Source organism: Nocardia concava NBRC 100430, assembly GCF_000308815.1.
Classification (GTDB): Bacteria; Actinomycetota; Actinomycetes; order Mycobacteriales; family Mycobacteriaceae; genus Nocardia; species Nocardia concava.
This window is the reverse complement of record NZ_BAFX01000199.1, coordinates 32,413-52,509: the sequence shown is the minus strand read 5'-3', so window position 1 is coordinate 52,509 and position 20,097 is coordinate 32,413. Positions and strand designations below refer to the sequence as shown.

Sequence of the window (20,097 nt, the reverse complement as noted above, 5' to 3'; positions counted from 1 at the left end):
ATGGACGCACCCCGCCGCCGCGGACTGACCGAGCAAGCCGCCGACGCCGCGGTCGACACCGCCTGCCGCATGCTACGGCTACCGACCATCCGCGCTCAGTTCGACGAGATGGCCGATCTGGCCTCCCGCGAGCAGATGACCTACCGCGGATTCCTGGCCGAGTTGCTGATGGCCGAATGCGACGACCGCGCCCGCCGCCGCTCCGAACGACGCATCCGCGCCGCCGGATTCCCCCGCGAGAAGTCGTTGCGAACCTTCGATTTCGACGCCAACCCCCACATCGACGCCGCCATGATCCACACCCTGGCCAAATGCGAATGGATCAAGAAGGGGTTTCCGCTCTGCCTGATCGGCGACTCCGGCACCGGCAAATCCCATCTACTGATCGCGCGGGCACCGAGGCCGCGATGGCCGGTTTCCGGGTGAGATACACCCTGGCCGCGAAGCTGGTCAACGAGCTGGTCGAGGCCGCCGGCGAGAAGCAACTCACCAAAACCATCGCCCGCTACGGGCGAGTCGACCTTTTATGCATCGACGAGCTCGGATACATGGAACTGGACAAACGGGGCGCTGAACTTCTGTTCCAGGTATTGACCGAACGCGAGGAAAAGAACTCTGTTGCGATCGCATCCAATGACAGCTTCAGCTCCTGGACAAAGACTTTCACCGACCCACGGCTCTGCGCCGCGGTTGTCGACAGACTCACCTTCGGCGGCAACATCATCGAGACCGGCACCGACTCCTACCGCCTCGCCCACACCAAAGCCGCCCTGGCCGCCACCGCCAGCAGGACCAGCCAACAACCCGACCCGCCCGTCGTCGAACGACCAACCCGCCGCACCAGACGATGACCAACGAATCGAATCGCACCGCCCGGAACGGTTACCCAGCCCGCCCGACAACGTCGCGGAGCCGCCTGTCGCCGTTGAACGTTGTTGAGCCGGACCAGAGGCTCCGCCGGAGTCATTCGTGGTCAGAGCGCTACTTGATCGCCAGCCACCGCTGAAGGATCTGCGCGACGGTCGGCTGCTTGTCCTTGATGTCATCGAGACCATCAAAGCTCAGGATTCCACGGATATCGGAGACCCACTGCACCAAACCGGACGGATCGCCCATCACGGGAGCAGCCTTCTTGTCTTCCTTTCGGGTCGAGCCCATGTGAAGGATGAGCTGCACCTTGTTGTCCTTGTTCTTCAAATTGAAGGTCACCCGATCCTCACCGTCCAGGACATAGCTGGGCGCACTCCACTTGACGTGTTCGACAAGGTTCGGCTCGGTCTCCAAAATGATCGACTGCAGGGCCGTGACCTGCCCTCTGCGGTCGTCGTCCAACTCGTTCAGGATGTCATCAACTGAACCGCTCTTGGCCATAGCTGAATGGTAACTGAGTGGCTGGAGGGTGAGGTCGCTACAGCTCCGCTTTGCCACGGACCCGAACAAGAGCTCGACGCCGTCAAGATTCGCGAACAAATTGGGGCCACCACACCGACGAACGCTGTCGTAGTTCATGGATAACTGCCGTCACGGACCATGAACGAAGCCAGATGCGGAGTCACCGGGGATGACGAGCGGGCCAGCGCCCAGCTCGGACACATGGACGGCAACAAGTCGATGGCGCAACGTCACTACATTCACCAGGGCATTCCACGCATGGTCGCGGTCGACAACGCGGACGTCCTGGAACTGCTGAACCCATTCAAAATGGCACCAAAGTGGCACACCGGGGCGTAGTTCAGCAGTACGCAACCCACTGACCAGCGGAAACGGTCAATCCTTCTTCATCATCCCGCCGATGAGGAAGGACTCGACCGTAGCGGACCCCTCCCGAACCAGCTCAAAGTGGCACCCAAAGTGGCACTTCACAGCCGCAAAACGCCCACCGAGCGGCCGAAATGCCTGGTCCTAGACCGTCACTTTTCATCATCTCGTAGAACCCCCAAGGTCATGCGCTGACCTGGCGATCTTGGGGGTTCTACCCATTCTGACCTGGGATTTCACTACCCCAACGCACCCCATCCGTTCCGACCGAAACCCTTGGATTCCCACCGTTCTGGCCGCAAAATGGCACGCAAAATGGCACTGGAATTCCCACCACATCCCACCGGTTCCGCCGCATTGATCGGGCGGATCGCCCTGTTGGCACACTTGTTGCCCCTGTGGTCCAGATGCGTTTCAAGCGGTGCACGACTGGTCCAAGTTCCATGTGTCCGGCGTCTCAAAGGTCCACGAAACATCTGCATGACCGTGACCTCCGTACCTACTCGGCACCCCCAACCAGATCGCCGCCGTCGGCGCCGGAACCTCCCGGACGACTTTCTGCTGAACCTGACCCCGGGGACAGGTGATCCGGTTGCTCCAACCGCAAGTCGCCGAACGCAAGCGCAAAAGTCAGGTGGGTATCGAGAAGACCTGTAGATCGGCGGCCACGGTCGCCGGTCCGGTGTAGCCGCCTTCGGCGATCCGCGACGTCCATCGATCCGCCGGAAGGTCGCCCGGCCCGTAATGGCTCAACACCAGGCGCTTGGCCCCGGTCGCCTTGGCGACCTCACCGACCTGCCGCGGCGGTGTGGGCGAGCGCTGCATGTAGTTCGGCGGCCCCTCCAGGCCACCGAATTTGGTCAAGCCTTGCGGCACGGCCGGTATGTCGAAGATGGACTCGTGGACAAGGAGATCGGTGCCCTGCGCGAGGGTGATCAGGTTGTCGGACTTGATGGTGTCCCCGGAGAAGGGTCCTCCCTCGGCGGCCTCAATGTGCCGACCTGGTCGCTGGTCTCGGAGATGCTGTCTACCTCTCTTTCCCACTGTTGGCACCGCTCGTGGACCGCATCGCCGACCGGTTCATCGCCTCGTCCATCGCACTGCTCTTCCTGGTGATCGTCGGCCTGCACTTGTTCTACTACTTGCAATTCGACGGCCCCAAGGGCATCGCCAACATCTTCCTACCCAGACTCCAGCCAGGAGATGCCACTCCCGAGTACGAGATCCATGCCTCACCAATCTGGTTCCAGCAGAACGAAATCCCGGTCTCACCCTCGTACTGGCTCAGCTACAACTTCCCGCTGAGCCGCTTACCCGAGTTCTACATCGGAGTCCTCACCGCCAAACTCCTGATCTCCGGCCGGTGGAACTTCACGAACATGCGCTATCCACTACTCGCCCTGGCCGCGAGCTACGCCATGACCTGGCTCGTCCCCCTGAACTTTAAACTCTCCCCCTTGATCGTCCTCCCGACAGCGGCGGTCATCGCCACGTCGAGCGTTCGCGACCTATCCGGCCGAAAGTCCTTGAACTCGACTCCCGTCGTCACCTGGCTCGGCGATATCTCCTACGCCTTCTATCTGATCCAGTAGCCAGTGATGGTCGCGATCACGAAGTACTTCCTGCACGGCAACCAGTACGAAACCCGAGGCTGGCTCCTATGGACCACGGTCTGCCTACTCGTCTCCATCCTCGCTGCCGCGGCCATCTATCACGGCGTCGACAAGCCGATCACGACTCGTTTTCCACGGCGCACCAACATGGCCACACTCGGCGGATCACAACGCCCCCAAGGTCTTAACGAGTGACGCCCCCGCGGCGACGGCCGCGACATCTTGGGCCGCTACGCCGATGGCAACTCTGGCACCAGCGGCAAGGCGGCATCGCTGATGGCCGGAGTCAGCCCGAAGGTGGTCAGCCAACGCGCGGGCCACGCGGACGTGGCCCTCACCATGAAGACCTAGTGCCCTTCATAGATCGTGCCGATCGAATCCGGGATACGTCGCATCGCACCGCACCTCCGCGAGATCAATGAGTACTCACGGTATCTGGTGCAAATGGTGGGTCCAGTTCGGATTATAGTCGGCTTGATGGCGGTAGATGCTCAGCGCTAGGTAAAGGGCGGTTCGCAGCGCCTTCTCGCGCGCGTCTGCTTCGACCCACTGCGGCGCAGCATGGTTGTCGCCGAAGATGGCGCAGACCTCGTCGTAGTCCGTGCGCGTCTGCTGGTACAAGGCGAGCACGGTGTACTTCGCCTGCGTTTCGGTGAACCGGCGCAGCTGATCTTCGGCCGACCCGTCCGCCGCCTGACGCTCTGCCATAAGCCTGGCCTCGAAAAAGGCTTCGGCTTCGGGAGGGAACGCCGGACCTGATTTGATTTGGAGGTACATGACGACCGCCTTCGTTGTAGGCGCGAGCGAGTCTCAGTTCGGTTAGGGGCATGCACTTTGAAGATTCTTCGCGGTAGTCAGGTCGACGCCGCCGAGGCAATACCGGCTCGCCACTGGCCGTTTTGCTCAGCGGCCGAATGTCGAACTCAGCGCCCCATACCGCGGGAGTCGGATCGGCGCACGAGGTCCTGGCAGATCCGGCATTCTCTGACCATCGGCGCCGGGTTCGGTGAGATAGGTGTGATGTCGATGAGCGCTTGAGGACGACCACGCCCCTTGATGCGAGTCCACGTGGCCTCCAAAAGAATCCACCCATCATTTGATGAGAAGCGCAGACGTGCTTGCGTCTTCGCCTCGTTTCGGACGCCGGTCGCGAGGGCGTAACAGGTATCGGCGGCGAGAAGTCTGCTGTTGTAGTCGAATTCGGGTTGGTGGTGACGCCAGCCCGCGAAGGCGGTGTGTTCTTCTGCCACCCATTCGTGGACGAAGCCGCTGGGCAGGTCCACCAACGCCAGCGCGTGGTCGGCCGGGATCGGCATCTGCCGGAACGCCAGTGTTCGCGGGTCGGCGCAGGTGGTGGGGTCTGTTGCGGATTCGAAGACGATCGCACGGATTGTGCGGTCGGAACCGTGTCCGCTGGCTCGTGCGGCGAAGTGCAGCCGATGGTCGGTGCCGTCGTCGCAGGTGGTTGTGGCGGTGCCGATCCATTGGTCGGTCGGGTCGACGAGGTTGAACATCGACAGGAATTTGGCGCGGTCGTCCCATTGGTCGAATCGGGACAGCAGTTCGGGAATCGTATTGCCGTGGGGCAGTTCGCCGAAAGGGAGCTGCAGCAGGTAGGCGGCGGCGGGGTCGGCGGTCACGGTGCCGTTGGCGCGCCACTGCATGGTGCCGATGTGAGGCTTGTCGGGGAGGTCCCGGTTCGCGCTGTCCACCCAGACGGCGGCGGCGTGGACCTGTCCGGTGGGTCCGAGTACCGGGAGGGCGGCGATGCGTTTGACCTGCCCGTCGGGCATGGTGACGTCGCTGCTGCACGTGTCGGCGACTGTCGCGCACTCCTGGACCACGGAGACGAGTTCTTTGGCGATCAGGCCGTTGGCTGCGATGCTCGCGCGGGTGAGTTTGGAGAATTCGCGAGGCTCCAGACCGTCCAGGACGACCGATGACCGCCCGGTGCCCGAGAGCGTTTCAGCGACCACCCAGTTCTTCCCGCTGGGGCGGACCCGCTCCGAACCGCAGGATTCGCTGGCGGCGGAGGATTTCGTGGTCCGGTCCGCTCCGGATGCACCGCGGTTCTGAATGCGCCGGGCAGGAGTATGGCGGGTGGCTTGGCCAGCGGGTTGCGCTTTGTGGGGGTCCTGTTGGTTCATCTCGCACCTCCGAAGATCGTGTTCACTGTTCTGGGCCGCTGTGGCGGGGAACGGACTCGAGCATTGGCAGCCGCCCCTCGCCATCGGTCGCGGAACTCGTTCGAGAATGCTGCGCTGGGTGCATCGATGCAGGCCAGGACGGTTCCACATACGGAACAGACCTTGCAGTCGGATTATCCTTGTGGTATGACGCAGGTCACACCTGGCAGGCGAGGCAGTGCTGAAGAGGGCAATAGAGCTGGTCCGAGAGGCGGTGACGACGGTCCGGCGGGATGCGGACTGGTTTCGGCTCAGCCGCTCGCAGCGATTGCGGCCGCCAACCAGTTGGGCATGTCAGATGTGGGGGTCATGTCCAAGGTCCCTGCGGCCACGCTGTCACGGCTGTGGCAGGACGAGCGGTGGCTCGATGCGGTGTCCGGGGCGACCTTGCAACGGTTGATCACGGCGATTCCCAGCCTGCTCAGGTACGTGAACGGCCGCAGCCACGCGGCACGGCTGGAGTCGGTGCTGGGCGAGTGCGCCGACTCCGGGCTAGAGGTCCACCTGGATCGTTTGGAATCGCTGATTGCCTGCGGGCAGTCGGTTCAGAATCTGGTGACCGTGTTGGATGCGGCGGCCGCGGTGATGCGACTGGATTCGCGTAACGCGATCGCGGGCCTGGCTCGGTGCTGGGGCAGCGGCCAGAGCATCGCCCTGGACGCGATAGTCGGGCCGATATCCGGAGTGCTCGGTGGTCGGGATCTGTTGGTCGACAAGGCATTGCAGCTGATCGGCATCGTTGATACCGGCTGTAATTCGCTGCGTACGACGGTGGGCTACGGGATCTTGGTCCACAAGGCCGCCAAGTTGACCGGCACCGTTCCGGTGGAGCTTTCGGCCTCCGCGGCGGAACGCAGTTCGGCCTTCGCCTATCGCAGCAGCGTCATCGGCATGCTGCTGCGCACGAATGACCCGGAAACCGCCCTCGCCTATCACCGCGAGTTGGAGAACCGGCCGCTGCTGTGCCGTAACGAACTGTGGTCGCTGGCCACGTTCTCCGGAGACGAGCCGCAGACGCCGCAGTTCGCGATCACTGCCAAACAGTTGAAGCGGACCGCGGCGGACATGATCCGCGATTTGTCGCTGCTCAACGACGCTTACCTGTATTACCTGGTTACCACCGCGATTCCGGCCACTCTGAACTATGATTCGTCCTTCGGATCGCTGCGTGCTGAACTCTTGACGGCGGTGCAGCAGCGCTTGGATCTCGGCATCGACGATGCGCGTGTGCGGTCGGCGACGGTTGCGTTGATGAAGTCGATTCGGTAGCCAGCGATACAACAGCGAGGAGCGAGTGTGCTGGGTGACGAGCGGGTGTCCAGCGCCTATGCGCAGAACGCGGAATTCTGGATCAGCATCATCCGCGACCGCATCGACCCTTATCAGACCCAGCTGACCGACCCAGCGTTGTTGGACATGATCGGCGATTGCACCGGCCTGCGTATCCTCGACGCCGGATGCGGTGAGGGGTATCTGGCCCGCGAACTCGTCCGCCGCGGCGCAGCACACGTCCACGGCGTCGACACCTGCGAGCAATTCATCGCCTCGGCGCGATCCCATCCCAACTTCCGATCCGACGCCACCACGTTCGATCACGCCGATGTCGCGGCCCTGCCGATCGACGACCATTGCGTCGACCTCGTGGTGGCCAACCGGCTCCCCAACGGCATCACCGAGCCCGGCCGCCGCTTCGACGAATTCGCGCGCGTGCTCGTGTCGTCCGGGCGACTGATCCTGCTCGGCATGCACCCCTGCTTCTACGGCGCTCGCGCCGAGCGGACCCCCACCGCGCATGCCACCGAGTTTTCCGTGGACACCTACTTCGGCATCCGGTCCGTCGAACAGAACTTCAATGTTGCCGGCCGGGTCTCCCCCGCGCCGTCGGTGCAACGCTTCTACTCCCTCGAGGCATACATTCGCATGATCACCGCGGCGGGTTTCGCCGTCACCGACCTGCGGGAGCCCCATCCCACACCCGAGCAGCGGCGGCAAAGCCCTTGGTGGGATGAGAATTTCGTTCGCCCACTGTTCTTGCTCATCGAATGTCGGCCATGGCCGACGACCAGCTGAGCCGATCTGGCCCCGAGCGGATCCACGCGACCAAGCGACGCGCGCTGATGGATGGGCATCAGAGTTCGGCTCCTTCGGATGTGGTCGGCTCGGGAGCACTGTCGCGCTCGGCGACATTGGCGTTGGCCTGCGGCGGTGTGTGTTCCTCGCGGCGTGCCCTCGCCGCTTCTTCTGCCACCCGTTGCTCGCCGGGAAGGTCTCCGCGGCGCTGGAGTTCGGTGCGAGCCGCGACGAGTGCGTGATTCTTCCGCTCGACGTCGGCGGCGAGGCGATGCTGGTGCAGCTGCTGATCGAAATCCGTTGTGCTGGTGCCTGTCCAGCGGAACAGCACCGCATCGGTGGCAGCGGCCAACGCGAGCTGGGTGGAAAGGTCGCGGATTCGCTGGTCGAGTTCGGAGTCGGTGAGGTGCCCGAGCTGATGATCCGGTCCCGACCCGACGGGCGTCCTCGACGGCGGCGGGTAGGAAAAAGGAGCCCCTATGACGCCGACTGTGTGCAGCTCGCTGCGAGCGGGCAAGTCCAGTGGCGTCGTCGATTGCAGGCCGAATCGCTCGAGCTGTGCGCGCTTCCATTGGTAGCGGAATCGAGCCTGACCAAGTTCCGCCAGATCTAGATCATCGGCGGCGAGCCGGGCTGTCTCCACATCCTCGGCGGTGACGATTCCGGCGTCCCCGGCTGCTTCGATCAAGGCTCGGAAAGCGTTGTCGCAGAGGGTTTTCGTGCGATCGGCTTCATGGGTGGCGGATTCCGCGCAGACCTGGGCCAGGTGCAGGTCGAGTGCCTCGCCGCCGACCTGAGGCTGTGCGCGCAGGCAGGCGATCTGTTCAGCGAAGACGGTGCGCGCCGCAGAATCGGGGATGGTCGAGAGCAGCGTGTCGAGTTCATCGAGGTCGGCGTCGCGGTCCTTGTCGCGCATGCGGGTCGCGAGTACCTCGACGCGGGCTCGATGGACGGCGGCTTCCCGGTCGGCGGCGATCCAGTCAGCATGCGCGTCGCGGGCGGCGAGCAGCAGGAGGCGTTGGGCGTCACGGCAGGCTCGAAGGTGGTCGAGATGAGGCTGTATGGCGCGAAGGTGGCGACCGGCGCCGCAGTGGTAGGCGATGTACAGCTCGCGGTAGACACGGGCGTAGTCGTCGTGTTCGGCGCGCAGTACCCGGGCGCGTTCGATCGGTGGGAGGTCGCGGTGATCGGGAATGGTGGCGGGGTCCATCGGTGGTTCCCAACTCGTGTCACCGTCGTCGGGGGCCGCATTCTCGAATGCCGGGTCGGCGTCGGCCGTGGGCGGGTCCCCGGGCGGGACGAGCGCTTGCAGCGATACGAGATATTCGGCGTCAGCGTGGAGCGGAACGTCGCCGATGCGCGAGCCGACGCTGTCGGCGAAGGTGATCGGCGGGTGTTCTGGTTCGGGCGGGTGGCCACGGCGAGCGGCGTACTCGGCATCGTCGTCGGGATGTGCTGGAGGTTCCTCAGAGAGGTTCACGCTGGCGCGGTGCAGGTCGAGGTGGTGTCGGGTGAGGGCGGTGATCCGCCATGCCAGGGCGGTGGCGTAGTGGTCCGGGCGGAGCTGGTCGTCGTCGGTGCATGCGTCGCGCAGGAGCGCGTCGGCGGTCTCCAACAGAGCACGGGGAGTCCACTGGGCCGGGTCCGCGGATTCGATGGCGGCAACCAATCGGGGCCAGGCCGGATCGGCTTGAACGAATGCTGCCAACGGCGCACCGAGAACGTCCTCGACATCGGTGATCCATTCCGGTCGCAGTGGATCGGTGTTTCGATGATCGGCCTCGAGGACGCCGAGATCGAGTTCGCCCGCGATCCGCCACCACAGGGCCGCGGCGGGTTGTTCGTCGGGCAATGGACCAGCGTCGGCGGCTCCGCGCAGCAGTGCGGGAACATCGACTCCGGCGCGGTGCGCGAGATCGAGCCGGGCCGCCAACGCAGGCCAGAAGGAGTCCGCCGCGATGCGCGGATCGATGGCGGCGACGGTCGGCACCCATCGTCCGAGGGCGTCCGTGTGATCACCGACGACGGCCGCGACCCGCTTGTCGAGCGCGCATTGATGGCGGCGGGCAGGGCCGAAGTCAGGCAGCGACGGACCGGAGGGCCGATGGTCGGCGTCATCGACGCGGCGGGCGGCACGCCACACAGCCACATCGCCGAGGAGCCCGGGCCGATGTGAGGTGGCGGTGAGTTGCAGACCCAAAAGGGTGCGCGACCAAGCGGGGGCGGTGTCGGGTGTCCAGGTCTCGGTCTGGTGCCGCACGCCAGCCGCGAGATCGGTGACGAGGTGCGCCCGTGCGGTCAAGTAGTGCCCGAGCCCAGAGTGATTCCGCAGCACGTCGGGGATTCCGAGCAGCCACGGCAGCGGCCCCGGCCCGCTCGTGCTCGAATCGGTTTGGCACAGCCGCCAATCCAGGACGGCAGCAGTATCACGGACACCGTCGAAGTCGCGTTCGGCGATCGCGATCGCCAGTCTTCGTATCGGGTCACTGGGCTGCCCATCCTCGTCGGCAGTGATCGCGATGACGGCCAGGTGTTGGCGCAGGGCAGGCCATCCGCCGCAATCGCTGAGACCGGGAAGCAGCTGTTCGGCATCGGCGTCGATTCGGCTCATCACCTCGGGGCCGGCAAGATGTTCCGCCGCGGCTCCCAGCGCATGAGAGTAGGCGTCGGTGGCGTGCGCGAGCCGGGTTGTGACGGCGAAGGTTTCGCGATGACTGGTCGTCGCCGACCGAGCCGTGGTGTCGCGAGCGAGGACATCAGTGAGGATGTCGACAACCGTCGGTGGGCGCATCGCGCGTTCGGAGTACAGATCGTGGGCCAGGTCGACGGCGGTATGGGCGTAAATGTCGTTGCGGCGGCGACCGCGTGAGATCGCCACGTACAACTGGGCGCGATTCTCCGCACCCGTGATGACGCTGTGCCCGGTATCGGCGGTGATGCCCTGGGCGGAGTCAATGGTCGTGGCCCACCCCAAAGTCACCTCCTCGCGCACATAGTCAGAGGGCAGCAGCACGCGGTGGCCGGAATCCAGGTGCGCGGCAACGACCGTGCCGTCGGGACGCACCTCGATCAGACGCCAGCGGTAGCCGTTGCGGACGTAGTCGGTGGCGCTGATGCGCAGGCGCGGATTGTTGCGGCGGGTGCAGATCACGTCCCCGGCAGAGGCTTTCAGTCCATCTGCCAGCTCCAGTTCCGGTCCGACCGCAGCCGTGCTGGTAGCGAGTCGATCCTTGCGGGCGCGGGAGTTCAGGATCGCCACGATCTCGCGTGTTGGGGCGAGCATCACCGCGTCCAGCCTGGCAGCACGGTCGGCTGCCCATGCGGTGTAGCAGGCGTCGATGACTCGGTCCAGGGTGCCGATGTGCAGCCGATTGCGGTCGGCGTAGAACGCGATCACCGACGGATCTCCGGCGCGCACTGCCAGGGTTGCGGCGGCTTCGGCGGGCTTGTGGAAGCGCATGACTCGGGTGAGGGTGACCGCGCCGACGGTGTCGGCGATATCGCGCAGCACTCCCCCGGCGGTGATCGACGCCAGCTGCCGATCGTCGCCGATCGCTCGGACGATCGCGCCACGCCGCAGCAGGAAGTCCACGACCAGATCCAGTTGCCGGGTGGAGGCTTTGGCGGCCTCGTCGATGATCACCAACGTGCCCAGGCCGATCGCGTGCACCCACGCCGGAACATGCACTCGCCCGGCGGTTTCCGGGGTCAGGTGGGTGAGGATGTAGCCGAGTTTGTCGATGGTGTGCACCGGGACGCCGGCCCCGATCTCAGCCTCCAGCACCGCTGCCGACGCAGCGGTCGGCGTGAGCCCGAGCACGGACCCGCCCTCGCCGCGCCAGGCGCGCACCAGCACCTGCATCGCCACGGTCTTGCCCGTCCCTGCCGGGGCGATGGCGACCTGCAATCGCCGTCCCGAGGTGGCGAATTCACGCACCAACGCAACCTGACCGGTGTTGAGTTCACGGTCGTTGTTGTTGGCCGTGAACTCCAGCAGCGCCACATCGACGGCGGACCCTGACAGCACACGCCCACCGTCGGCTCGAGCGACGGCGACGAGCCGATGCTCGGCGGCCAGCACTGCCGCCGAGGTGTATTGCTGCGATTCGGCGACGCTGTAAACGCTGGTACCGTCAGCGCGCCGCAGTAGCTGCGGCTCGTCGAACCGATCCGGTTGTGTGCGCGCAATCGACCGCGATTCCGACAGGGCTTCGCGGGTCACCGCCTCCGCGGCGCGCTCCCAGTCTTCGGTGGATACCTGGCCGCGGATCTGGCGTTCGATTTCCGAGCGCACATGCGTGGCCCGCCACACCGATCGCCTGCGTGACACGACATCGATGACCCGATCTGCCACGCCCGCAACCCATTCCGGGCTTATCTGAACGCGCGGCACGTGGCGCGGGTGACAGGCGTTCCAGATCATCTCCGCCACTGCGGCTTCGCTGCCGAGCAGCTCGACCGCTTCGACCCACCAAATGGCGCGTTGTTCAGCCAACGAGCGCAGTTCGTGTTTGGCCGGGCGGGTGTCCAGCGTTGCGCGTTCGGACAGCTTCAGCATCTCTACCGTCGTCGGCTCCCGCCCCCACTCGGCATGGAAGCGGCGCGCCAACTCCGCCAGACGGGCCTCGATCGCTGCGTCGCGGCGAGACCACAAGAGCCGCAACTCCTCCGCGATACCAACGACCTCACGGATCGGTGGCCGATCCGGATCACCATCCCCGCGGTCGACGAACTCCGTCCCCACCAGCGAATGCACGTAGTGCTCGGAGCGGGTGTTGTAAACCTCCGAAGCGGTGACCAAGACCCGGTACAACATGCGGGCATCCAGCGCCCGCCACAATCCCTCGTCCCGGGTGCGGACCTTCGTCGAAATCACCACGTGCGTATGCAGATCCGGGTCACCTGCGCGGCTGTCACGATGCTCGAACGCGTTCACCACCAGCCCGCGCGTGTCTACCTGCGCAACCCCGTTCGCCCCCAACCGGGTATACGCCGCGTGTGCCTCCAGGAACGCCAACGCATCCGCCACCGCCAGCCGATGCGCCAGTTCGATCTTCTCCGCGATCGCTCGTGGAGCGATCGCCCACAGCGCCGAAATCGACTTCACCGGAGAGAAACACACATCGAAACCCGCCACGGCGGTCGTCGCATTCCGAGAGTTCCGCGCGACCCAGCCCGACAATTCCCGGTCGTTCAGCGGCGCACGATCGAACTCCCCGGCAAACAACTCCCGGGCGACCCGCGTCCGGATCTCCGCGCGCACCTCGTCAGGGATCGGGGTATTCCACCGCTCCCCCAACGCCAGGTTGTGCGCGGTGAACTCCTCGGCACAGCGCCGCCGAAACTCACTGGCCCCGACGAAGATCCGGAACGGCTGCCCCAATTGCGACGCTGCCAACGCTGCCCGCCGAGCATCCTTGGGCTTCGCGCCGGCCTCGAGTTGCTCGGCATACACCCGGTCCTCGATCGCTTCGGCGTCCGGATGCCTGCCCAATCCGAACAACGCTCGCATCTGTGGCTCGGTGACCGCATCACCCACCGCAATCGAGTCGAATTCTGATAAGCCCGAACCCATCCAGACACCGGGCGACTCCCCCTTGACCGAGTAGTAATCAGCCAAGGAACTGCGCCCACGCTCACTCACGTCATGAGCGGCCGTCTGCCGTAGGTAGTATTCGAACCCGTCACCGGCAGACAGTTTGTGAACTGTCGCCGTCATATTTCACGGTAAACACGCAGACGCGCCTTCAGCCATCAAAAAATCGTCATTCTCAGGCACCCTTCACCCACACCTTCTTAGATTCTCAGGCGGGGTCGTGGCGCCAGCCTCCGATCGGCGACTATTCCCCAGAAGACCATCCACTACCTACGGGTTGTCACCTTTCCGGCGACACTGCCAGAATCGCGCAGCCTGAATGCAAGAGGTCTGAGGTGGAAGAGGAGGCGACTTGGAGGCATGGCAGAGAATGTAGACAGTGATCGTGGACGGGGTTAAGAGTTGGCGAGGTAAACGAACGATGGAAAATGACTAGAACGGCGAATATCCTGGTGCTACCACTCATTCCACCGCGCCCAAAATGACCAGCGCGACCCATCGCCCGGCAGGAGGCGGACTGGAGAACCCACGCGAGAGGAGAAGCGATGCCATCAAAGAAGGAAACAATGCGCGTTCGTCGGCAGGCACACGAAGCCATGGCCACTCGCCGTCAAAAGAGAATTGCACGGGAGCAGGCCAATGAAGCCGACCTCACTGCATATCTACTCCTGGAGCAGCAGATCGGCGCCGCTGAGGCCAACCACCGAGACGCGCTCGCTGCGTTGCGAAGCAGACAAGGAGAACTCCTACGGCAATGGCGAGCCCGCGGCGAGAAGGTCGCCGAAATGGCCGATCTGACCGGAATGCCTGTACACCACCTGAACCAACTGATCAACGCGAGCACATCAGGACACCGTCGAGCCGCGGCAGCCCAGACGTCGCCAGCCTCAGTTACATCACCCGGCCCCCAGGTAGGCAGCTGAGAAATTCCGCAAGCAGCATGCCGCGAGCAAACCCACGCTACGATCGATCAATCGTCAGGCACTAAGGGGGTTGCGTGGTGATCGATTGTCCAGGTTGCGGATTCGTCGACCGAGTGCAGAGCATACGGGCCATCCATGACATGGGGGTCAGCACGATCCACTCGGTTGCGAATAATTCCGCGCTCGCCTACACGCCATCGGGGTTCGTTCCGGTATTCGGCACATCCTCAGCGACCAGCACTCAGACCTCCGCTCTCGCGGCCGCTACCACCCCGACTCCCGAACTGCCCTCATCGAGTGGCTGTCTCGTCGGCGCGACACTCGGAATCGCCTTCCTCGCGCTGATCGGGTTCGGGCCACCTGTAGGAATCCTGGTCCACAGCGTCGCCAAGGGTGATACGTCCCTTATGCCGGGAGCAGTCATGGGCAGCGTGATGCTGGCAGTTCTGATCGTGGCACCAATCGCAATTGCCATCGCAGTCACGACTTCCCGCTCCCGCAGAACCGCGCGGATCCTTCGCGGCCGACCGGCGGCATACGCGACGTGGTCGGCGGGCTATTACTGCCACCGCTGTGCATCGACCTTCTTCGCCTTCCAGCCCGCTCCACCCGCGTCGGCCGTCCCCGTCCATCAATCGCTCTCGGTCAGCCAGTTCAGGGCGATCGTATGGGCCGCAGGCAAGTTCAACTGACTGTTCAAGTTCCCAGGCGACACCTCGACGTGTATGGCTAATCAGTCCGCGCCTCTGCCAGAATGCGCAGTATGGGTGTGGAGCACGCGGGACTCATCGTTTGGGACGTCGACGGCACTCTCATTCCGGCCGATTTGCGGTGGCTCCGTAGGGCAGTTGCTCGTACCTACGCCATCGAAGAAGCAGACGTTGTGTTCCCCGCGGCGCGTGTGCACGGCTACACCGATGAGTCCATCGTTGTGGACACGGCTCTCGCGTCCGGCGTTCCGGCTGAGGCCGCGGAGCGAGGGGTCCAGCGCTTCCATCGGGAGCTTGACGAGGTCATGGCCGAAGGCGAGGCGGAGCTGGCGCGCGACCAGCCCGCCTATCCCGGAGTGGCGGACACGATTGCCGGCCTGGACAAGCAAGGGTTCCTCCAGACGGTGCTTACGGGAAACCTGCGATCGGCCGCCGAGGTCAAGCTCCGCGTCAATGGGCTGGATCGCCACCTGGATCTCGATATCGGCGGCTTCGGGTCTGATGCGCGCGCGAGATTCGACCTCCCTGCAGTGATCGCCGAGCGGTTCCTGGCGAAGTACGGCGAGCCGCTGGACCCTGCCCGGACTGTTGTCATTGGTGATGCGCCGAACGACATCGCCTGCGCCCGGCACGCAGGATTTCATGTCATCGTCGTGACTCATCGAGCCAGTCGTGAGGAGCTGGAACAGCATTCGCCGGATGCGATTGTGGATGTCATGGTGCCGGATGAAGTTGTGGCCCTGGCGAATTCGCTGACCGGCCTCGGCCGCTAGACACTCAGGTTCTCGACTCGCTCCTCCAACTCGCGCACCGGCCGCTCGGTCTTCCATGGCGCCAAGCGCTCGATGGCTCGTCGGGCACGCTCGATTCCGCGCTGATTGCCCATTCCAGCCAAGCTTTCGAACGTCTCACCGATAATCCGGCAACCCTCCTCCAGTTCGCCATCGAGGACGTGAGCACTGGCGAGGTCGACCCGCGCAGCCAGTGCGACGTTCCGGTCTCCTTCCCTGGTGGCTTTCAATGCCTCTTCGAGTGCGGTAATCGCTTTGCGAGGCTCGTTGAGGAAGACCCAGCAGGTTCCCTCGTAGACGCGCAGGCGAGCCGTGCTCCAGTCGCTGAACAGGCCAGTTCGGTCAGCTTCGCCGATTTCGTTCACGGCGCGATCGGCTCTGTTCAAGGCCTCCTGACATTCTCGGTGAAGCTCGAGCACCGCATAGGCCTGTGCCTGTTCCGCGGCTATCCGCGCTCGCGCCGATGGTGGCAGTACATCGCCGAAGGCTGCGGCTTCGCTGAGCATCCGAAGGCCGATCACGATGTCGCCGTCGGAGCCGATCAGCGTGGCCGCGTCAGATCTGAGATTGCTCTCGAAGATGCGCGCCATCCCGCCCAGGAACGGGTCTTCGAGCTCGTCGGCGAGTTTCCGCGCGAACGCGCAATTCGCCAGTGCCATAGGACGATCCCCGAGGGCGCTCCACAAGCGACTCTCGACGATCGAGGTCTCGCCCAACAGCAACCCGAGCCGATGCTTGACTCGATCGTCTTGGGCGGTCCGAAAGAGTGTCGCAACGGTATCCCGATGTGCGGAGAGGACGCTGACCAGAGCATCGGGTGCGATGCTTTGCCGCTGACTTGCCAGCAGCCGCGTCACGTCCGTGAAGCCCGTGATGGTTTGGTCGGTGATCCTCTTGGATTGAATAAGTGCTTCGACAGGGCTTGAGCGCAAGGCTCCGTTGGGTTTGAATGCTGACGCTGTCGCAGCAGCGAACCCCTGCGTAATGAACGATCGACGCCCGATCACCGTATCCTCGTCAGATTCGCCGACCGGCCGGAAAGGCTCGGTCGCAGCTTCGGCTAGTACACGCGGATCGAGTGGTACATGCACCACCAGTCCGTTGACGATGACCGGCAACAGGACCGAGTCGTCACCCAGCGCGCCCGAAGTTGCTGGGGCAGGTTGGGAGTGTTTGCGGCCAATCTGCTGGTCGCGCTTGGCTTTCGCCCGCAATGCGACCAATGCGCCGCCGGTGCCGAGTGCATCGTCGATCGCCGAGATTAGCTCCAAGGACGGAAGATTGGAATCATCCCATTCGGTCATGGACACGTACTGGCGCGAGTAACCGATCCGGGTCGCAAGCTGGCGCTGACTGAGGTTTGCGGCCTTCCTGAGCCGTCGGATTTCGCGCGCCAAGCTGTTGGCGACGGCTGCCAGTTGCCGGTCTGCTTCGTTCACCGGGTCACGCTTCGCCGCCCCTGACATGCGCTCATTCTTGCCGATAGCGAGGTGGCAAGTCGGTTTTCCTCGGGACTTGCCACCTTTCCACGCTGGTCGCGGCCGAGGTTCCCTCGAACGAAGTAGCCGCCACTACGCACTCTGAGGGCAATCATGACGAGAACACTCCCGATGGCAATCGGCTATCTCCGAACCGACGTCAGCGGACACGGTCAGCAATGGGACGAGACTCGAATGCGCAGTCTCGCAGCGAGACTCGGCTACAACCTGCGCAAGACCGTCGCATTCAGCGAACACACTCACGAGCCGATTCAGCGGTTGGTCAACGTCATTCGAAATCTAGGCGCCGAGGCCGTCATCGTCCCAGGGCCGCAGCACTTCGACCGCCACGAAGTTCCACCCGAGCTCGTACAGGCCGCTGACGTCATCACCGTAGACCCGGAGACGACCTACGCGAGACGCGCGACCGGCGAGCTGCCCGAGATGAACGGGGCCCCGCGATGACCATCAGCCCGATCGAACCCTTCATCATCGGACGACCTCTGCAAATCCTGACCGCGCAGGAACAGGCCAAACTTGATCCGGCGCTTGTCGATGTCATCGAGTACCGAAAGTCCGGACTGAGCGTCAACTGGATCATCGGCTGCCCGCTCAATTGCGCGTACTGCATCCGCTCGCTGTTCGGCAACTACGAGATGAAGGTACCCAAGCGGCTCACCGACGAAGAGGCCGCGGTCGTACGCCTGCTGACGCACCGCTACTTCCGACCGCATGTCACCCCGATCCAGCTGCTGAACCGGGCCACTGACCCGATGCTTCCGCGCGTGAAGCCGCATGTGTTCGAGATGCTGCGGCTACTCGATCAGGAGCACCTCACCAATCACGTCCTGTTGATCACGCGCTGGCATATCGACCCCGAGGATTGTGTGATCCTCAACAGCCTCACCAACATTCGCCTGACGGTCCTGGTAACGAACTCCGGCATCGACGATCACCGTATCGAGCCTGTGGACTCGAACATCGCCGCCGCGTCGTTGCGGACCGCGTTCGAGCACGCGGACCGGTATCGGGTCGTGCACTACTGGCGGCCCATCGTCCCGGGCTTGAACGACTCCGACGAACACCTGCAGCGTGGCCTGACGTTGAGCCACCACGCCCACGCGACCGTCTTCACCGGCCTGTTCTTCAAGGGGGAGATCAGGGAGTACTACCGGGCGAACGGCCTACCCGAGCCGTATCTCGAAGGACCGCGTCGCAAGATCTTCCCCGAGGACCTGGAGCACCGCATCCTCACCGCCGCAGAGAAATACGGTGCGGGTTCTCCGTTGTTCCGAAAGACCTCGTGTGGCGTGACCTACGCTCACGGAGTTGCGGACTACAACGGCCACTATGGTATTCGCGAGCTGTGCGATATCTGCCCTGTCGCGCAGATCGAACGCTGTGCCAAGGCGTGGCAGCGGCCCGACCAAGCCGAGGTCGACGAATTCACTCGGCGGCTCGGTGGCAAGCTCATCGAGATCAATGAGCGCGCGATCGTGGTCTCAGGCCTGAACGAGCCGCCGCGCTACTTGATGCAGCACGGCCTGGGTTACCAGGTGCATGACGTCGATAGGCCGCACATCCCCCATCATCACGGCCGCGCCGATATCGGCTGGCCCGCGACCAAGGAGAAGCTGTGACCACCGCGTTTACGGAGATCCCCGCCGCCCTGCGCGGACACGACATCGCCGTCGTCGACGTCGAAGGCAACGGGCAGAATCCGCCGGAGATCATCGAGATCGCCATCATCCCAGTGGCGGGAACGGTGGTCAGCCCGGAGGAGACCCGCTCGTGGATGGTCAAGCCGAAGAACCCGATCACTCCGATCGTGACGCGCAAGGTACACGGCATCACCAACGACGACGTCGCCAACTGCCCGGAATGGGAGCACGTGTCCCCGGCGATCGGCCGCGTCATGTTCGGGCGAACCCTGGTGGCGCACAACGCGAACGTCGAGCAGAAGGTACTGACCGCCCACCTTCCCGACTGGAAGCCGCTCATGGTCCTCGACACGCTGCGCCTGGCCAAGACGGTATGGCCCGGCTTGAAGAGCTACGCACTCGACAAGCTCATCGAACACGCCCAGTTGGACATGCACGGACTGGACGACGACCAGGAATACCACCGAGCCGGATACGACGCATGGGCAGCATGGCAACTCCTCTGCCTCCTCGTCCGCGAAGGCGAACTCGATTGGGACGCCGTCGTCCAGTCCGCCGGCCTGCCCGAGTTCCTAACACCGCCGGAGCCAGAGGGATTGTTTTGACCACATCGAACGAGGTAGACCGCCCGGTCACGGTTGCCGTGATGGGCACTCACTCCACCGGCAAGACCACCTTCCTCAAGCGACTAGAACAGGACCTGCGGCGCAACAGGATTGAGGTCGCCACCGTCGCCGACCTCGGATACGACGCGCTCAAGGCCGGGCTGCCGATCCTCGATCAGCACACGTGGGCATCCACCCTGTGGATCATGACCCGCGGAATCTCCAACGAGCTGGAGGCATGGCTGCACGCCGACGTGGTCTTGATTGACCGAGGCGTCCCGGACGCCCTGGGCTACTACGAAGCCGCGCTGGAATACAGTGGCCGCCAGCCTGATCCCCAGCGGATCCGGCACCTGGAAGAGCTCGTGGTCAACCACAGCCAGAACTACGACTATGTCCTACGCACGGTGCTCGACCCGGAAAAGCCGCTCGGCGACAACAAGCCCCGCGACACCGACCTCCAGTTTCGGGCACTCGCTGGCCAACGGATCGAAGCAGTGATGACTCGTCTGGGCATCGGTCACGATGTCCTGACATCCGCGAGCCATGACCGCGCCTTGGTTGACGCCAAGGCGTACATCGGACTTCGGCTCTCGGAGCCGGAGTTGAAGATCGCCTGGGACGACCCGCCGCCCGAGGCCGCCGCGCCAGCGTCCTGATAGGAAAGAACCCCAAGCCCCCGGCCGGGATCCTTAGTTGATTTCAG

The 20,097-nt window shown here is 64.1% G+C and carries 17 protein-coding genes and 1 pseudogene; 12 read left to right on the top strand and 6 right to left on the bottom strand.

Annotated elements, in window-relative coordinates; all coding sequences use genetic code 11:
• Window positions 1-851, top strand: a pseudogene (istB, locus tag ON43_RS39145) (IS21-like element helper ATPase IstB).
• A gap of 130 nt (window positions 852-981) precedes the next feature.
• Here istB and ON43_RS39140 read toward each other — a convergent pair.
• Window positions 982-1,371: a DUF1801 domain-containing protein gene (locus ON43_RS39140; protein ID WP_157514399.1), complete on the bottom strand. Its 390-nt coding sequence runs from the start codon at window positions 1,369-1,371 to the stop codon at window positions 982-984.
• A 159-nt stretch (window positions 1,372-1,530) separates the two neighbouring features.
• Here ON43_RS39140 and ON43_RS39135 point away from each other — a divergent pair, with 159 nt between their 5' ends.
• Window positions 1,531-1,731, top strand: a complete 201-nt coding sequence (locus tag ON43_RS39135; protein WP_040815790.1) for a hypothetical protein — start codon at window positions 1,531-1,533, stop codon at window positions 1,729-1,731.
• Between the two features lie 657 nt (window positions 1,732-2,388).
• Here ON43_RS39135 and ON43_RS39130 read toward each other — a convergent pair.
• On the bottom strand, window positions 2,389-2,802 hold the full coding sequence (locus ON43_RS39130) for an MBL fold metallo-hydrolase (protein WP_051180005.1): 414 nt from the start codon (window positions 2,800-2,802) through the stop codon (window positions 2,389-2,391).
• Window positions 2,803-2,804: 2 nt separating this feature from the next.
• Here ON43_RS39130 and ON43_RS39125 point away from each other — a divergent pair, with 2 nt between their 5' ends.
• Both ON43_RS39125 and ON43_RS43220 read left to right on the top strand, forming a co-directional pair.
• Complete coding sequence (locus tag ON43_RS39125; RefSeq protein ID WP_051180003.1) at window positions 2,805-3,350, top strand: acyltransferase family protein; 546 nt, start codon at window positions 2,805-2,807, stop codon at window positions 3,348-3,350.
• Between the two features lie 6 nt (window positions 3,351-3,356).
• On the top strand, window positions 3,357-3,566 hold the full coding sequence (locus tag ON43_RS43220; RefSeq protein WP_051180001.1) for a hypothetical protein: 210 nt from the start codon (window positions 3,357-3,359) through the stop codon (window positions 3,564-3,566).
• A 231-nt stretch (window positions 3,567-3,797) separates the two neighbouring features.
• On the opposite strand, the gene ON43_RS39120 is transcribed toward ON43_RS43220, so the two are convergent.
• Window positions 3,798-4,148: a hypothetical protein gene (locus ON43_RS39120; protein ID WP_157514398.1), complete on the bottom strand. Its 351-nt coding sequence runs from the start codon at window positions 4,146-4,148 to the stop codon at window positions 3,798-3,800.
• A 146-nt stretch (window positions 4,149-4,294) separates the two neighbouring features.
• Window positions 4,295-5,347 (bottom strand): GAF domain-containing protein, encoded by a 1,053-nt coding sequence (locus tag ON43_RS39115; protein WP_040815786.1) that lies wholly within the window; start codon window positions 5,345-5,347, stop codon window positions 4,295-4,297.
• Window positions 5,348-5,644: 297 nt separating this feature from the next.
• Between ON43_RS39115 and ON43_RS39110 the strand changes: the two genes are divergently transcribed.
• Window positions 5,645-6,826, top strand: coding sequence for a hypothetical protein (locus ON43_RS39110; protein ID WP_157514397.1), 1,182 nt, complete (start codon window positions 5,645-5,647; stop codon window positions 6,824-6,826).
• 27 nt (window positions 6,827-6,853) lie between these two features.
• A complete protein-coding gene (locus ON43_RS39105) occupies window positions 6,854-7,627 on the top strand; it encodes a class I SAM-dependent methyltransferase (RefSeq protein WP_051179999.1) in 774 nt (257 codons plus the stop codon).
• A 58-nt stretch (window positions 7,628-7,685) separates the two neighbouring features.
• On the opposite strand, the gene mobF is transcribed toward ON43_RS39105, so the two are convergent.
• Window positions 7,686-13,346 (bottom strand): MobF family relaxase, encoded by a 5,661-nt coding sequence (gene mobF, locus ON43_RS39100; protein ID WP_083914206.1) that lies wholly within the window; start codon window positions 13,344-13,346, stop codon window positions 7,686-7,688.
• An 874-nt stretch (window positions 13,347-14,220) separates the two neighbouring features.
• On the opposite strand from mobF, the gene ON43_RS39095 reads away from it, so the two are divergent.
• A complete protein-coding gene (locus ON43_RS39095) occupies window positions 14,221-14,838 on the top strand; it encodes a hypothetical protein (RefSeq protein ID WP_157514396.1) in 618 nt (205 codons plus the stop codon).
• A gap of 71 nt (window positions 14,839-14,909) precedes the next feature.
• Window positions 14,910-15,629, top strand: a complete 720-nt coding sequence (locus ON43_RS39090) for an HAD family hydrolase (protein WP_040815829.1) — start codon at window positions 14,910-14,912, stop codon at window positions 15,627-15,629.
• Here the strand turns inward: ON43_RS39090 and ON43_RS43215 are convergent.
• On the bottom strand, window positions 15,626-17,086 hold the full coding sequence (locus ON43_RS43215; protein WP_157514395.1) for a helix-turn-helix transcriptional regulator: 1,461 nt from the start codon (window positions 17,084-17,086) through the stop codon (window positions 15,626-15,628). The genes ON43_RS39090 and ON43_RS43215 overlap by 4 nt on opposite strands.
• A 234-nt stretch (window positions 17,087-17,320) precedes the next feature.
• Here ON43_RS43215 and ON43_RS39080 point away from each other — a divergent pair, with 234 nt between their 5' ends.
• From ON43_RS39080 to ON43_RS39065, 4 genes are read left to right on the top strand one after another with little or no spacing between them, the layout of a single operon-like run.
• Complete coding sequence (locus ON43_RS39080) at window positions 17,321-17,590, top strand: hypothetical protein (RefSeq protein WP_245569013.1); 270 nt, start codon at window positions 17,321-17,323, stop codon at window positions 17,588-17,590.
• Window positions 17,587-18,765: a radical SAM protein gene (locus ON43_RS39075; RefSeq protein WP_051179993.1), complete on the top strand. Its 1,179-nt coding sequence runs from the start codon at window positions 17,587-17,589 to the stop codon at window positions 18,763-18,765. Before ON43_RS39080 ends, ON43_RS39075 begins: the two co-directional genes overlap by 4 nt.
• Window positions 18,762-19,391, top strand: a complete 630-nt coding sequence (locus ON43_RS39070) for a 3'-5' exonuclease (protein ID WP_051179992.1) — start codon at window positions 18,762-18,764, stop codon at window positions 19,389-19,391. The genes ON43_RS39075 and ON43_RS39070 overlap by 4 nt, the downstream gene beginning before the upstream one ends.
• The gene (locus ON43_RS39065) at window positions 19,388-20,050 is read left to right on the top strand and encodes an AAA family ATPase (RefSeq protein ID WP_157514394.1); all 663 of its coding nucleotides are present in this window, start codon (window positions 19,388-19,390) and stop codon (window positions 20,048-20,050) included. The genes ON43_RS39070 and ON43_RS39065 overlap by 4 nt, the downstream gene beginning before the upstream one ends.
• Window positions 20,051-20,097: the final 47 nt, after the last annotated feature.